This window comes from Spirochaeta lutea (assembly GCF_000758165.1).
Lineage (GTDB): Bacteria > Spirochaetota > Spirochaetia > DSM-27196 > Salinispiraceae > Spirochaeta_D > Spirochaeta_D lutea.
Genome location: NZ_JNUP01000072.1, coordinates 62,200 through 76,825, shown reverse-complemented (window position 1 = coordinate 76,825; position 14,626 = coordinate 62,200). Strand labels below are relative to the sequence as shown.

At 51.2% G+C, this 14,626-nt stretch carries 16 protein-coding genes and 2 tRNA genes; 17 read left to right on the top strand and 1 reads right to left on the bottom strand.

What is annotated here, in order from left to right:
• The first annotated feature begins 30 nt into the window (after positions 1-30).
• The 6 genes from DC28_RS14045 to DC28_RS14020 all read left to right on the top strand — a co-directional run bounded on the left by DC28_RS14045 (position 31) and on the right by DC28_RS14020 (position 4,363).
• Positions 31-897, top strand: a complete 867-nt coding sequence (locus DC28_RS14045) for a YicC/YloC family endoribonuclease (protein WP_037550089.1) — start codon at positions 31-33, stop codon at positions 895-897.
• A 46-nt stretch (positions 898-943) separates the two neighbouring features.
• The gene (gene cmk / locus DC28_RS14040; protein WP_052078934.1) at positions 944-1,531 is read left to right on the top strand and encodes a (d)CMP kinase; all 588 of its coding nucleotides are present in this window, start codon (positions 944-946) and stop codon (positions 1,529-1,531) included.
• 55 nt (positions 1,532-1,586) lie between these two features.
• Positions 1,587-1,952 carry a response regulator gene (locus DC28_RS14035; RefSeq protein WP_037550086.1) on the top strand — a complete coding sequence of 122 codons (366 nt, stop codon included), beginning with the start codon at positions 1,587-1,589 and terminating at the stop codon, positions 1,950-1,952.
• 10 nt (positions 1,953-1,962) lie between these two features.
• On the top strand, positions 1,963-2,712 hold the full coding sequence (locus tag DC28_RS14030; RefSeq protein ID WP_037550084.1) for a hypothetical protein: 750 nt from the start codon (positions 1,963-1,965) through the stop codon (positions 2,710-2,712).
• A 210-nt stretch (positions 2,713-2,922) separates the two neighbouring features.
• Positions 2,923-3,414 carry a low molecular weight protein-tyrosine-phosphatase gene (locus tag DC28_RS14025; RefSeq protein WP_037550478.1) on the top strand — a complete coding sequence of 164 codons (492 nt, stop codon included), beginning with the start codon at positions 2,923-2,925 and terminating at the stop codon, positions 3,412-3,414.
• Positions 3,398-4,363 carry a fructosamine kinase family protein gene (locus tag DC28_RS14020; RefSeq protein WP_052078933.1) on the top strand — a complete coding sequence of 322 codons (966 nt, stop codon included), beginning with the start codon at positions 3,398-3,400 and terminating at the stop codon, positions 4,361-4,363. The genes DC28_RS14025 and DC28_RS14020 overlap by 17 nt, the downstream gene beginning before the upstream one ends.
• A 45-nt stretch (positions 4,364-4,408) precedes the next feature.
• Here DC28_RS14020 and DC28_RS14015 read toward each other — a convergent pair whose 3' ends face one another.
• The gene (locus DC28_RS14015; RefSeq protein WP_162180249.1) at positions 4,409-6,052 is read right to left on the bottom strand and encodes an ABC1 kinase family protein; all 1,644 of its coding nucleotides are present in this window, start codon (positions 6,050-6,052) and stop codon (positions 4,409-4,411) included.
• A 150-nt stretch (positions 6,053-6,202) separates the two neighbouring features.
• Between DC28_RS14015 and DC28_RS14010 the strand changes: the two genes are divergently transcribed.
• The 11 genes from DC28_RS14010 to rpoB all read left to right on the top strand — a co-directional run bounded on the left by DC28_RS14010 (position 6,203) and on the right by rpoB (position 14,571).
• On the top strand, positions 6,203-6,760 hold the full coding sequence (locus tag DC28_RS14010) for a hypothetical protein (RefSeq protein WP_037550078.1): 558 nt from the start codon (positions 6,203-6,205) through the stop codon (positions 6,758-6,760).
• 242 nt (positions 6,761-7,002) lie between these two features.
• On the top strand, positions 7,003-7,413 hold the full coding sequence (locus tag DC28_RS14005; protein ID WP_238565829.1) for a SufE family protein: 411 nt from the start codon (positions 7,003-7,005) through the stop codon (positions 7,411-7,413).
• A 54-nt stretch (positions 7,414-7,467) separates the two neighbouring features.
• A tRNA-Thr gene (locus DC28_RS14000) sits at positions 7,468-7,540 on the top strand.
• A gap of 35 nt (positions 7,541-7,575) precedes the next feature.
• Positions 7,576-7,648, top strand: a tRNA-Trp gene (locus DC28_RS13995).
• Between the two features lie 129 nt (positions 7,649-7,777).
• Positions 7,778-7,957, top strand: coding sequence for a preprotein translocase subunit SecE (secE, locus tag DC28_RS13990; RefSeq protein WP_037550075.1), 180 nt, complete (start codon positions 7,778-7,780; stop codon positions 7,955-7,957).
• An 83-nt stretch (positions 7,958-8,040) separates the two neighbouring features.
• Positions 8,041-8,595, top strand: coding sequence for a transcription termination/antitermination protein NusG (nusG, locus tag DC28_RS13985; protein ID WP_037550072.1), 555 nt, complete (start codon positions 8,041-8,043; stop codon positions 8,593-8,595).
• A 169-nt stretch (positions 8,596-8,764) separates the two neighbouring features.
• A complete protein-coding gene (gene rplK, locus DC28_RS13980) occupies positions 8,765-9,196 on the top strand; it encodes a 50S ribosomal protein L11 (protein ID WP_037550070.1) in 432 nt (143 codons plus the stop codon).
• A gap of 1 nt (position 9,197) precedes the next feature.
• On the top strand, positions 9,198-9,875 hold the full coding sequence (rplA, locus tag DC28_RS13975; protein ID WP_037550067.1) for a 50S ribosomal protein L1: 678 nt from the start codon (positions 9,198-9,200) through the stop codon (positions 9,873-9,875).
• Positions 9,876-9,893: 18 nt separating this feature from the next.
• Positions 9,894-10,430: a 50S ribosomal protein L10 gene (gene rplJ / locus DC28_RS13970; protein WP_037550065.1), complete on the top strand. Its 537-nt coding sequence runs from the start codon at positions 9,894-9,896 to the stop codon at positions 10,428-10,430.
• A gap of 129 nt (positions 10,431-10,559) precedes the next feature.
• Entirely contained in the window at positions 10,560-10,937 is a 378-nt protein-coding gene (gene rplL, locus DC28_RS13965; RefSeq protein ID WP_037550063.1) for a 50S ribosomal protein L7/L12, read from the top strand.
• A gap of 148 nt (positions 10,938-11,085) precedes the next feature.
• On the top strand, positions 11,086-14,571 hold the full coding sequence (gene rpoB / locus DC28_RS13960) for a DNA-directed RNA polymerase subunit beta (RefSeq protein WP_037550060.1): 3,486 nt from the start codon (positions 11,086-11,088) through the stop codon (positions 14,569-14,571).
• Positions 14,572-14,626 lie beyond the last annotated feature (55 nt).

Here is a 14,626-nt window from a genome sequence, read left to right as displayed (position 1 = left end):
ATTCAATCAGGTAAGGAGATTCTTAACCCTATGAAGAGTATGACAGGCTTTGGTACCGGCGAATTCCAGGACCAACGGGTTGCTATCGTTCTCGAATTAAAAAGCTATAATAACCGGTACCTTGATATCGTGGTAAACGTCCCCCAGAGTCTGGGAATCCTGGAGCAACGTATCCGGGAGTACCTAAAGGATCGTATTACCCGGGGGCGGGTGGAGGTCTATCTTCGGGTCCGGGAATTGATCAGTACCTTAGAGCCCCGGGTGGACCACCACTTGGTAGAAGCCTATGCACAGGCATTAAAATCCATCCAAAAAACCGCCGGTATACGAAAACCCCCGGGACTTGAGCATCTGCTTCAGCTTGACGGGGTTGTCCGGCTGGAGCGTACCGGAGATCCCGAAGATCTCTGGCCTGGTATCAATAGTTCTCTGGAGCAGGCATACCTGCAATTTGATAAAGCCAGGGTAAAGGAGGGCAATGCTACCCTTGTCGATATTAAAACCCAGACAGCCCGGATTCACCACGGTCTTGGTGTCATTACCGGGCAGATCCCCCAAATAGAGGATGCGGTCAGCCGAGGTCTCAGGGAACGGTTTTCCCAGGTGCTGGGCGATCAGGTGGAAGAGCAGCGGCTCCTGGCGGAAACAGCATCCCTGCTGGTAAAGCACTCTATTAATGAAGAGGTTGCCAGAATCGAGTCCCATCTCTCAAGCATGGAGGAGCTTCTCGCTGCCCGGGAACCCGCCGGTAAGCGCCTGGATTTTATCTGCCAGGAACTCAATAGAGAGATTAATACCATCGGGTCAAAGAGCTTTCTTATTGAAATTAGCCAGACGGTAGTCCAGATGAAGGATGCCCTGGAGAATATCCGGGAGCAGTTGCGGAATCTCGAATAACCTACCGGAACCAGACCGGCACTGCCGAATTGAGGAGTACAAAACCATGAAGCACCCCCTGAGCGAAGAGTTGCTTTCTTCCCTAAAAAGCCGGACGCCAAAGATTGCCATTTCCGGGAAAAGTGGCTGCGGCAATACCACGGTGAGCGGTTTGGTAGCCCGAACACTGGGCTTCCAGGTCATTAATTATACCTTCCGTAACCTGGCCCGGGACCGGGGCATGAGCTTTCAGGAGCTGCATACCAAGGCGGGGCAGGACCCTGCATGGGACCGGTATCTGGATGCAAAACAGGTCGAGCTTGCTGGTCCGGGCAATTGTGTGTTGGGGTCCCGACTGGCCATCTGGATTCTTGAAGATGCCGATCTCAGGGTCTACCTTACCGCCAGCCCCGATGTACGGGCCGAACGGATTCGCCAGCGGGAGGGTGGATCCTTACAGGAGGTTCTGGAAGCGACCCGAATCAGGGATCAGGAGGATCATAGGCGATATCAGGATCTCTATACGATAGATAACAATGATTACGCGTTTTCAGATCTCATCATTAACACCGACGGCTTATTGCCTGGAGCTATTGCAGGCATCATCTCCCAGGCTCTTATCGAAAAGCTTGATCTTCCATCGGAAGATTCTTGATTGAATTATAGATGGGATCATTCCATAATGAAGAAGGTTAAAAGGAGAGTGCATTGTGGCTAAAACAATCTTAGTTGTCGATGATTCATCGGCTGTTCGACAGAGTGTCTCATTTATTTTAGAGCAGGCAGGGTATGAGGTGATTCAAGCTATAGACGGATTAGATGGGGTGACCAAAACCAAATCTCGGAAGTTTGATCTCATTATTACCGATGTGAATATGCCGAATCTCGATGGTATCGGTTTGGTTCGTCAGGTACGGGAAAATCCCTCCAACAAATTCCTCCCCATTGTTGTCCTTACCACAGAGGCTCAGAAGGATAAGATGGAAGAGGGAAAGGCTGCAGGTGCTACAGGATGGATTGTTAAGCCCTTCGATGCTGACAAGCTCTTGGGCGTTGTGAAGAAGCTCATAGCCTAGGCCGTAGTCTATGTCTTCTCTCTGGTTCATTATAACCTGCGCGATCTACCTACTTAATTCTGCCGTACCGGATTTATCTCAGATCGAGGGAGAGCTCTACGCCGAGGGAGTTCCCGTCTATCGGATAGCTGGAAGTATGGATCAGCGTCAAATCACCATCCACGGCACATCGATACTCAGGGCAAATCCTGCTCAGGACGCTACTGATTCTCCGGGTCCTGAGGGCCTCAGAAACGACGATCAACACACTTCCGTACTCCTGGGGAGGATTGAGGGCTCCCGCCGCTACTCCCATATTTTCACTGTCTTTCAGAATACCCCGGGGGTTTCATCCCTTGAGCAGGCCATGTCATTGGTTACAACCGGCGTTCCGTCCCTGACCGGGGAGGACAGCGAGTACCGATCCGCCGAGGGGCCGATAACCCGAGATCCTTCTTTGGCTCCGATCCAGACCCTCTCGCCCGGTCAGTCTCCGACGTCATCCCAGTCCTTGACCCAGCCCCAAGGGGGAGAGCAGGACCTGGTACAGCCGGGTATCTCCGTATCAATCTCCGATCTCAGCGAGGTACTGATACAGCTTCCCCCAAACGGTCCCTCCTCCGGCGCCTCGAGCTCCCCGGATACATCAGGGGATCCGCCGGAAACCCTGAGGATTACCTACCGAGGTCAGCCTCTCTTCATAACCCGTGAGCCCGCCGGCATTCGGGTGGTATTACCCGGGAACGGGTTAGGGGTGTTTCTGACAAGCCGGAAGCCCTGATGCCGGGATCTCCGGGCGGAACAGCAGTGTCGTGCCCAGCGGGATAGGGAGTTGCCCGCCACAATCTGTCGTTGCCAGTCGTTGCCCGCCGCAACCCGCCGCCCCACACGATACTCATCAAGATGAATGAGATCGGAACCGGGAGATCTGTCAGGCCTTCCAGCAAGCAACCCTTGTCATAAACCCCGCACCTGCCCCATACTAGTACCCATGAACCATAACCCCAGGGCGGTGCTCTTTGTGTGCACCGGAAATATTTGCAGGTCACCCCTGGCCCATGCTCTCTTTCAATCCAAGGTGGATGAGCAGGACCTCCAGGCTGATTTTTATGTAGAATCCGCAGGAACCCACGGCTACCACATAGGGGAGGATGCCGATCCGCGGATGCGCTCTACCGCCGCGCAACGGGGGGTTCCCTTTCATCACCGGGCGCGCCAGTTTTCTATAGCGGATTTTGATACCTACCATACCATCTTCGTAATGGATCGGGGGCATCTGAGGCATCTCCGCTCCCTGGCGCGTACCCCGGCGGACAAGGAGAAGATCCGGATGTTCCGGGAATTCGATCCCCAGGGCGGCCCCGATGATGACGTACCGGATCCCTATTATGGCGGCCAGGCGGGATTCGATCTTGTCTACGACATTACTGACCGCACCACCCGGGCGATCTTGGAGGCGTACCTGGATGGACGATTGGCCTGACACCTGCCCGCCCCCGCTAATCTCCCTGAACCAAGCGGAAGATGTTCTGGGCAGTCCCATTCGGTACCGCCGTTCCCTGGGGGGCGGTTCGATAAACCAGGCCTATGAACTCGAATGCCAGAACCATACCCGGTTTTTCATGAAGAGGTATCCGTCGACAGATCCCGGCCATTTTGTCTCGGAGTTTGACGGCCTGCTAACCCTCTCCGAACGGGCTGGAGAAATTACCGCCACCTTCGGATCAGGGGTGCTCCGGGTTCCCAAACCCCTCTGCTGGGGAGTGGAAGCCCGGGCGAGTTTTTTCATAATGGAGTACATCCCCCGGGCAGGCTCTGGGGGTTCCTCTGCTGCCCGGCAGGCTGCTGCAGGAACGGCCCTCGCGCTGCTTCATGGCTTCGGCGACCCTCCCGAGCCGGGCCAGCCCGCAAATCCCCAGAAACCCTACGGGTACCATATCACAAACCGGATCGGTTCATCCCCGCAACAGAATACCCCGACCTCCCGCTGGCCTGATTTTTTCGCCTACCAGCGCCTGGCACCCCAGCTTGAACAGGCAGCCCGTTCCGGGGCGCTCCCGCGGCGATGGGCGGATAAAGCGGAAACCCTTATTTCATCCATGGCGGACTTCCTGCCGGCCAGTCCGAAGGCCTCTCTCCTCCACGGCGATCTATGGGGCGGTAATATGATGTGGGATGACCGGGGAACCCCTGTGCTCATCGACCCGGCGGTGTATTACGGGCACCATGAGGCTGACCTGGCAATGACCGAGCTTTTCGGGGGCTTCACCCGGGAATTCTACCGGAGTTATCAGGAGCTCTCGGGCCCCATCCCTCGGGAATACCACCGGCGGAAAACGATCTACAATCTTTACCACATGCTGAACCACCTCAACCTCTTCGGGGCGTCCTACCTGGGGTCCGTCACTTCGCTGCTTCAGGATATAGGGTGATTCCCATGCCCCGTCAACCCTCAGGGCCCCTCAAACCCGGCAGGGTCATCGGTCTTTGCGCAGTACCCTGGTAATGGTAGAGAATAAAAAACCCAAACTCATAATTCCCGCAATACCGTAGCCGATGAGCCCGATTATCGGTATGCCCCACACCAGGGGTGGAATACCCGCGTGGACAATCAGGGATGAGCTGATCATCACCGAGGCGAGTACCAGGCCGAAGATCAGCCGGGTTCCTACAGCATCAATGGTGGTTCGTATAGGCTCAATGTTCTGAATGGAGAATTCGATTCGCAGTTTTCCCTTCCGAAGATTCTGGAGAATCAGCAGTTCTTCCTTCGGCAGTTCCTGGACGAGTTTGAGATAGTCCAAGCTGCTTTCCAGGGCCTTTTTTTTCAAATTCTCAGGGTCGATCTGCCGGCGTGCGATTTTTTTAGTAAGCGGTCTCATCAAGCTGAGAAGGTTAAACTCCGGATACAGCTGCCGGCCCACTCCCTCAATGGTAGTAAGAGCCTTGCTCATATACAGGTACTTGGCTGGAATTCTCAGGTTGTTACTGGTAATGAGCTGAAGAACCTGCTGGATGTAGATACCGATATTAATGTACTTCAGGGGAAGGTCGACATATTCATCCACCAGCTCTTCAAGGTCGTGCTCCAGGGCTTGGGTTTGCACCTGACCGGGCTTATGGGGAATTATCGTCAATACGGCATGGGTAACCCGTTCTATATCCCGGTCCAATATCCCGACCAGGATATCGATAATTTCCCGTTGCTCCCGGGCATGGAGGGTTCCAACCATACCGAAATCCAGGAGACATACCCGTTGATCCGCCAGCACCAGTACGTTCCCCGGATGGGGATCCGCATGGAAAATACCATAGACCAAAATCTGGTCCAGAATAGACTCCGCTCCTACCCGGCCGATTCTCCGTCTGTTAATCCGGTCGTTGAGCATCCGGGGATCCTGGGAGAGGATGGAGCTTAATTTGGTGCCGTTCACAAATTCCATCACCAGCACCTTGGAGGTACTGATATCCTCGTAGGCAGCCGGAATGTAAAGATCTTGGTTGTGCTTAAACAGCTCCCGGAAACGCAGAATATTCTGAAGTTCTCGAGTGAAATCAAGCTCCCGCTTTATCTGTTTGGCAAACTCTTCCACCAATCCGGGAGCATCCAGCAAATGAAACTCAGCCACATAATGATCCGCCAGCCCCGCCAGGAACCGTAGAATCTCGATATCCTGATCAATTGTTTTTTTGATCCCCGGGCGCTGGATTTTTACGGCAACCCGCTGACCCGAAATGAGCACACCATCATACACCTGGGCAATGGAAGCCGATGCAATAGGCGTGGGATGTATCGTTGCAAAGGTTGTTTTATAGGGCTGGGGTAGCTCGGAGATCAGTACCGGTTCCATCAGCTCCCAATCCAAGGGGGCAACCTGATCCTGGAGTTTCTGAAGCTCGCGGATGAGCTCAGGAGGTAAGATATCGCTTCTACTGGAAAGTACCTGCCCGAATTTAATAAAGGTGGGACCCAGCTTCTCAATGGTGATCCGCAGGAGTTCCCAGCGATTCATGTGCAGATACTGTTTTTCAGGACGGGGGAGTATCAATCTCGCTATTCCCCGGTACTGCCGTTTGATCCGCAGCGCCCGGACCCAGTCGTGAAGACCGAATCGCGCCATAGTGGTAACAATATCCTTCAGACGTCGGGTACTGAGGTGACCACGTTTCTTTTGCTGGATGTGAAGCATACTAACCCTTTTTTTAAGGAACACTTTTTGAGGCTGTTCCTGTTATATAGGATAACAGAAAGCAGCATAGGAGGCTATTCCATGAATAAAATAAAACAGTTCGCCTTTGTAACGGCCATGATGCTCCTGGCGGCGTCTCCCCTTATTGCTAAGGGAGGCGGCGGCACAATCTGGGGAACAAACATGACCTGGATCGGTGAGGAAAACCTAGGGGTCTCGAACCTGGGGATGACATTTACCGGAGGATTCGGCTACGGGGTTGCCCGGGGTGGCGCCAAGATCGGAGGATTCGGACTCGCAGTCCATAATTCCGAAGACGGTAGTACCAGCGATCCCTTCATCGCGGGGGGCTTCGGGGGAATGCTTCTGGGAACCTACGGTTCAACCGGACGGGTAAGTGTGGCGACCAACCTCTGGCTTGGGGTAGGCGGCTATACCTACGATTACACCGGAGGACATTTCGGCGGCTTTGGTCAGGCAGATATCGAGGTTGGTCTGGCTGTGCTTCGCTGGTTTCAGATCAGCGGATATGCCGGATACGCTTCATTCTTTCCTATCACCGGTTCTCCGGGTCGGCTCATAGAGCAGGCGAAATACACCCCGGTTCTGGGACTTCGCTTCACCTGGGGAAGCTTCTAATTATATAGGTAGTGCGTGGTGGGTTGTAGACGATGCCGGGTGCGCGGGGATGTCCTGCGGCCGGCCCCATGGAGAGATCCGTCCATGGGCAGGGGTACAACCATTTGCGCCTAAGCTAATCAATAGAACCCAACTCTACCGGCTGTATCTTCTTCTTACACCTTGCCGATACAGCCGGTTTTCTTCATACTGTCCCCATGCAAACCAAAGACATTTCCGAATGCCGACAATACCTTCAAGATATGGCTGATGAACTAACGGTTCTCTCCTCCATGGACCAGATGGAGATGTACCGGTTCCTCACGGAACAGGGTGGCAACCTGCCGGCCCTGGAAGAATCGGAACGAACCGATGAGAACTTCGTTCAGGGTTGTGTAAGCAATGTCTATGTCTCTCACGGGGTGCAGGATGGACGGATTCGGTACCGGGGTTCCTCAGATTCTCTCATTGTAAGAGGGTATCTGGCGATCCTTATCGAAGCCTTGAGCGGCCTGACATTGGACGACGTGCTCGAGCAGAGCAGGGTATTGGTTGAAGAATTTGCGGAGAAAACAAACATTCGCGCCACCCTGACACCCAACCGGGCCAATGCCTTCGGTAATATCTACCAACTCATGTATGATAAGGCCGAAGGGGCAAAAAAAACTGCCTAGGCGTTGACAACTCAGAACCTATCTGGTACATTCAGCGAGCAAATTAGCGATATTGCCCTTGTAGCTCAGTCGGTAGAGCACCACCATGGTAAGGTGGGGGTCACCGGTTCAAGTCCGGTCGAGGGCTCGTTTGGTACGGAATGGTGAGTTCGGTATCAACCTAGGCCTATAGCTCAATTGGTAGAGTATCGGTCTCCAAAACCGAGGGTTGTAGGTTCGAGTCCTACTGGGCCTGACAGATGCATAACAGCGTTTAAATCATCTTACAGGTTTTGGGAATGCTGAAACACTATGATTGGACACCCCGGGTTTCGGGGTCTTTTTGTAGTGTGAAGCACACACTAACCATGAAGGAGTGCCTTTCATGAAGAAGCTGATTCAGTTCTTCAAAGACAGTGCAGCTGAGCTCAAGAAGGTAATTTGGCCCACCCGAGATGAGGTGAGCACAAGTACCGTTGTTGTTCTAGTTTCTGTTGTAATTTTTGCTGCCTTACTTGGGTTTGTTGACTTCTTACTGGCAAACGTCATTGAGTTGTTGTTCTAGGCTACGGGTTAGGTGAGGTTGCGGGCTTTGGTGAAGGATTACGGTTGTTCACCTAAGCCTTGTTTTGTTAACAAGGGGCGAGTATGGCAAAGGGCTGGTATGTTTTGCATACCTATTCGGGCTACGAAAACAAGATTGAAAAAACAATCCGAATAATGATTGATCAGGGTGAGCTGGGGTCGGTGGTTTCCGATATCAAGGTTCCCTCTGAGAAGGTCGTGGATGTAAAAGATGGAAAGCGGAAGGAGCGTATGCAGCGCGTACTTCCCGGGTATGTATTAATCGAAATGGATCTGCCTTCCATTGGTTGGAAGGAGCCTTGTTCTAAGATTCGACGGATTCAGGGTGTTACTGGTTTTGTGGGAGCAGGCTCTAATATGAAGCCGAACCCAATCTCGTCCGAAGAGGCGAAATCTCTACTGGCACGTATGGGAGAGATCAAGGGTGATGCGAGCTACCGGCCTAAGCAAACCTTTGTTGAGGGCGAAAGCGTCAGAATTATTGACGGGCCGTTCGAGTCCTTCACCGGTACTATTGAAGAGGTTCATGCGGAAAAATCACGTCTAAAGGTAATGGTCGGAATTTTTGGTCGGAATACGCCGGTGGATGTTGAATTCCTTCAGGTTGAAAAGATATAAAGTTCCATCATTGCGGTGGGGTTGAAAGCAAAGAGTATTCGCCCAGGGGGCGGAAGTTGGGAGTTTGGTCCGGTGCGCCACATCGAGGCTGAACGATAATTTCTGGATCAGTAGAATTGCTGATACAGAAAGAGTCCCTAGGGACTCAATTACCACAGAGGAGAAAGCTATGGCGAAAAAGAAAGTGACTGCGCAGATCAAGTTGCAGGTGCCGGCTCAGAAGGCCACCCCTGCACCGCCGGTAGGTCCGGCCCTTGGTCCTCATGGGGTTAGCGCTCCCCAATTTGTTCAGCAATTCAATGATGCGTCTAAGCATATTGAGGCTGGTCTCACCGTTCCGGTAATCATTACCGTCTATCAGGATCGTTCCTTCACCTTCGAGTTGAAGAGTCCGCCGGCGGCAGTGCTCATCAAGAAGGCGTTGAACCTCGCTAGTGGTTCGGCTGAGCCCCATAAGGTGAAGGTGGGGAAGATTACCAGGGATCAACTAAAACAGATCGCAGAGGTAAAGTTCCAAGACTTGAATGCGAATGACATGGATGCAGCTATTAATATTATTGCTGGAACAGCCCGCAGTATGGGCGTAGAGGTGGAGGGATAATATGAAGCACGGAAAAAAGTATCGAGAAGCCCTCAAGAATGTTGACCGATTTCAGACCTATACCACTGATCAGGCTATCGAACTGGTTAAGAAGCTTTCATTTGCGAAGTTTGATGAAACCGTCGAGCTGTCAATGAATCTAAATGTTAAAAAATCCACTACCATCAGAGATACCCTGGTTTTACCCCATCAGTTTAAGAGTGAAAAAAAGATTCTGGTGTTTGCCAAGGGCGATAAGGCCGAGGAGGCTCGGAAAGCCGGCGCTGCGTATGTTGGGGATGATGATCTTGTAGAAAAGATTCGTGGTGGCTGGCTGGATTTTGATGTGGCGGTGGCTACACCCGACATGATGAAGGATGTCGGTAAGCTCGGTCCGATTCTCGGGCGCCGGGGTCTGATGCCGAACCCAAAAACCCAGACGGTAACCTTCGATGTAACGGCGGCTATCAATGAGCTCAAGAAGGGACGGGTGGAGTTTCGTTCGGATAAAACCGGTGTTGTTCACCTGGCGGTCGGAAAGGTTTCTATGGAGCCTGCACAGCTGAAGGAAAACATTAGCGCCGTAATTGGAGAGGTTGAGCGGAAGCGTCCCTCGGATACCAAGGGTGAGTTTGTTAAAACTATCGCTGTTTCATCAACCATGGGCCCTGGGATAAAGATCGCCCGGGACGGCGAATAAACAGGAAGGATCATAAAGATGTCTGATTATGTAACTAAGATTAATCAAAACAAGAAAGAAGCTGTCAGCGCAATAAAAGATAGTTTCTCCGAGGTTAAGGATTTTATCTTCACCGACTACCGGGGTCTTTCTGTTGATCAAATTACAACCCTCCGAGCCAAGCTGCGCGAGGTACATGCTGAGTACCATGTTGTAAAGAATAATTATGCCAAGATAGCATTTAAAGATCTTGAATACCCCTTGGTGGATGAGTATCTTGTCGGTCCCACGGCGATTGCATTAGCCCGGGATGAATCCGGTCCCGTCGCCAAGGCTCTCATGGAGCTGACCAAGGACTGGCCTCTCCAGGTGAAGGGTGGAATTATTAACGGCAGCGTTTTTGATGCCGTACAAGTTGACGCCTATAGTAAGCTGCCTGGAAGACTTGAGCTTCTTGCTTCTCTCATGGGTACAATGAACGCCCCGCTGCAGAATTTTGTTTACGCCCTCAATGGTGTGACTACTAAGCTGGTGCGGACTGTCCAAGCTGTGGCTGATCAAAAGGCGCAGGGTTGAGTATTAGAAGGTAACCGGAATAAGGCAGGGAGTTCTCTGTCTCCGTAGAACCGAAGGCAGTGTTAGTCTTCCGTAATTGGGAGTGCCTGCTATCACTGTTTATACATTAAATTGAAAGGAGAAGATAATATGGCACTTACTAAAGATGATATTCTCGAGGCAATCGCAAACATGACTGTCCTTGAGGTGAGCGAGCTTGTGAAAGCTATGGAAGAGAAGTTCGGTGTAACCGCTGCTGCTCCGGTAGCTGTGGCTGCGGCTGGTCCCGCTGCTGCTGCTGAGGAAGCTGAAGAGCAGACTGAGTTCACAGTGAAGCTCTCCGACTCAGGTGCGAAGAAAATCGACGTTATTAAGGCCGTACGGACTATTGTTAGTGGTCTGGGTCTTAAGGAAGCTAAAGAGCTCGTCGAGGGGCTTGGTGTTGTTAAGGAAAATGTTTCCAAAGATGAAGCAGCAGAAATCAAGAAAACCCTTGAGGATGCTGGTGCGAAGGTTGAAGTCAAGTAAGTTGCTTGCTTCCGCAGCGCAAAAATTAATCTTTTGTAACTCATTTCACCATGCGCAGTTCAGCGACTGTGCATGGTGTATCTATGTCTAATAATGTGTATACTGTATTCCAGAGTCCTCTGGTCCTGACATTCTTGGAGGGATGTTCATGTTCGATAGAAACCAAACTATTATGCGTATCAATGTGGGTACAAACCCCAGGGAGGTCATGGCGCTCCCTGATCTAGTTGATATCCAGTTATCTTCATACGAACGATTTTTGCAGCGGGAGCGTCTGCGTCGTAGTGAATCCCTGAATGTACAGGGACTTGAAGAGGTGTTTCAGTCTATTTTCCCTATAGAAAGTCAGGCTGGAGATATGCGCCTTGAGTATGATCATTATACTCTTGATGAAGAGGGTATAAAATTCTCTGAACAGGATTGTAAGCTCAAGGGGCATACCTACGCCCTGCCAATTAAGGCTAGAATAAATCTGCTGTTCAACGAAACCGGTGAGATCCGTCAGAAAGATATCTACATGGGGGATATACCGATAATGACCGACCGCGGTACCTTCATTATTAACGGTGCTGAACGTGTTGTGGTTAGTCAAATTCACAGGTCTCCCGGTGTCATTTTCTCCCATGAAAAAGGCGTTTACAGCTCGCGGATTATCCCCTACCGCGGTAGCTGGTTGGAATTTGAAATCGATCAGAAAAAAGAGCTGATCTACGCAAAGATTGATAGGAAAAAACGCATATTGGGTACGCTTTTTCTGCGTGCATTGGGATTTGATACCCGTGAAAAGATTATCAATCTGTTTTACAAAACCGCAAAAACCGTTATCGAGGATTCCCGGGAATACAAGGAATCTATCACCGGCCGGGTATTTGGTAAAAACGTGTTCGTCGAACAGGATGGCGAACAGCGGAAACTCTACCGGGCGGGAGATAAAATACATCCCCATGATATTGACGAATTGATCCACTCAGGCATAACCGAAATAGAGATAATAGATGATAATAATAGCGAAAGCCTTCACTCTGACATTATTCTCAATTGTTTCGAGCGGGAAGAGTCCAAATACAGCAAGGGTGATGAGCATGACGAGCCGACGAAAGAAGCGGCCCTATCTGCGGTGTACGCCATCATTATGCCGGGTGAGCCGATCACCTTAGAGGCGGCGGAAAAGGATTTTAATTCCATGTTTTTTACCGCCCGGCGATATGATCTCGGTAGGGTTGGACGGTATAAGCTCAATAAGAAGTTCGATTACCCAGAACCTCCCCAGGACCATATCCTTACCAAAGACGATATCGTTAATACCATGATGTATCTCATCAAGGTTTACATTAGTGAGGCTTCTATTGATGATATAGACCACCTGGGCAACCGCCGTGTCCGTTCCGTGGGTGAGCTTATGGCGAATCAGCTAAAAACTGCCTTCAGCAGAATGGAAAGAATCGCTAAGGAGCGGATGAGTCTGAAGGAAACCGATACTATTAAGCCCCAGGATCTTATTTCCATTAAGCCGGTAGTGGCGGCCATCAAGGAATTCTTCGGATCAAGTCAGCTTTCGCAGTTCATGGACCAGGTGAATCCCCTTTCTGAATTGACCCATAAGCGGCGGCTGAACGCCCTTGGTCCTGGTGGATTGTCCAGAGATCGTGCGGGGTTTGAGGTGCGGGATGTTCACCATACCCACTACGGTCGGATGTGTCCTATTGAAACTCCTGAAGGGCCAAATATCGGACTCATTGTAAGCCTTTCTAACTACACGCAGATTAATGACTACGGTTTCCTCGAGACCCCCTATCGGAAGGTACGGGACGGGAAGGTTACGGATGATATTGAGTACTTATCTGCGATGGATGAGGAAAAGTATTTCATTGCACAGGCGAACGCCGAGTTGAATGACGATGGTACCTTCGCATCAGATCTTATCTCTGTACGCAAGAATGGCGACTATACGACGAAACCTGCTCAGGATATCCAGTACATGGATGTTTCTCCCATGCAGGTTATATCTGTTTCAGCATCACTCATTCCGTTTTTGGAGCATGACGATGCTAACCGTGCCTTGATGGGATCCAACATGCAGCGTCAGGCTGTTCCTTTGGTGTTCCCCGAACCTCCCCGGATTGGTACCGGGTTGGAGGGCAAGACTGCCTACGATTCCGGTGTATTGGTTAAATCAAAACACTCCGGGACCATTACCTATGTGAGCAACCGAAAGGTGATTATCACCGATGATTCGGGGAACGCTCATGAGTATCCCATGTTGAAGTATCAAAGGACTAACCAGGATACCTGCTACGTGCAGAAGCCTATTGTTTCTCAGGGACAAAAAATTGCGACCGGGGATGTTTTGGCTGATGGGCCCTCAACCTACAATGGTGAGCTTGCCTTGGGCAGAAACATGCTCGTAGGGTTTGTTCCGTGGAACGGTTATAACTACGAAGATGCCGTATTAATCTCCGAAAAGGTGGTTAAATGGGATGTGTTCACCTCCGTTCACATTAAGGAGTTTCAGATTGAGGTTCGGGAAACCAAACTCGGTCCTGAGAAAATTACGCGTGATATTCCCAATACCAGTGAAAAGGTTCTTGATCAGCTGGATGAAGAGGGGATTGTGCGGGTAGGTGCTAAAATCGGCTCCGGAGATATTCTCGTCGGGAAGGTGACTCCCAAAACCGATACAGAAACAACCCCTGAATTCAAATTATTAAACTCAATATTCGGTGAGAAGGCCAAAGAAGTCCGAGACACCTCCCTTCGGGTGCCTCATGGGGCAGAGGGCACCGTAATAGATGTGCAGAGGTTGAAGCGCTCTGAGGGTGATGATCTTCCCCCAGGGGTGGATGAGGTTGTGAAGGTACTCATGGCAACCAAGCGGAAGATGCAGGAAGGTGACAAAATTGCCGGAAGGCATGGAAACAAGGGTATTATTGCCCGGGTGCTTCCTGAAGAAGACATGCCCTTTCTTGAGGACGGTACACCCCTGGAGGTTTGTCTGAATCCCCTTGGGGTTCCTTCCCGTATGAATATCGGACAGCTTTTAGAGACCATGCTCGGATGGGGTGCGGTTAAGAATGATGAGTGGTATGCGACCCCGGTCTTTGAATCCATCACGGTAGAGGGAATCAAAGAGCGACTTGAAAAAGCAGGGTTGCCTGCTGAAGGCAAGGCAGTGCTCCGCGACGGTAGAACCGGTGTTCCCTTCGAAAACCCTGTTATGGTGGGCTACATGTATATCCTTAAGCTGCACCACCTGGTGGATGATAAGATGCATGCACGATCTACCGGCCCTTACAGCTTGGTCACCCAGCAGCCCCTAGGGGGAAAAGCACAGTTCGGTGGGCAGCGCCTTGGAGAGATGGAGGTTTGGGCACTGGAAGCTTACGGTGCTGCAAATACATTGCAGGAGCTTCTTACCATAAAGTCGGACGACATGAACGGGCGCGCTAAGGTCTATGAGAGTATCGTGAAGGGAGAGCCGGGAACAACTGCTGGAATCCCAGAAAGCTTCAATGTCCTTGTTCAAGAGTTGCGTGGACTTGCCCTTGATCTTTCAATCTACGATTCCAAGGGTAAGCAGGTTCCGTTGACCGAGCGGGATGAAGAATTGATAAATAGGCAAGGCACTAACTTTTAATACGCCGGATATTTGGCCGGTGGGTAGTTTTGAAACCACCGGCGTTTTTCTTACC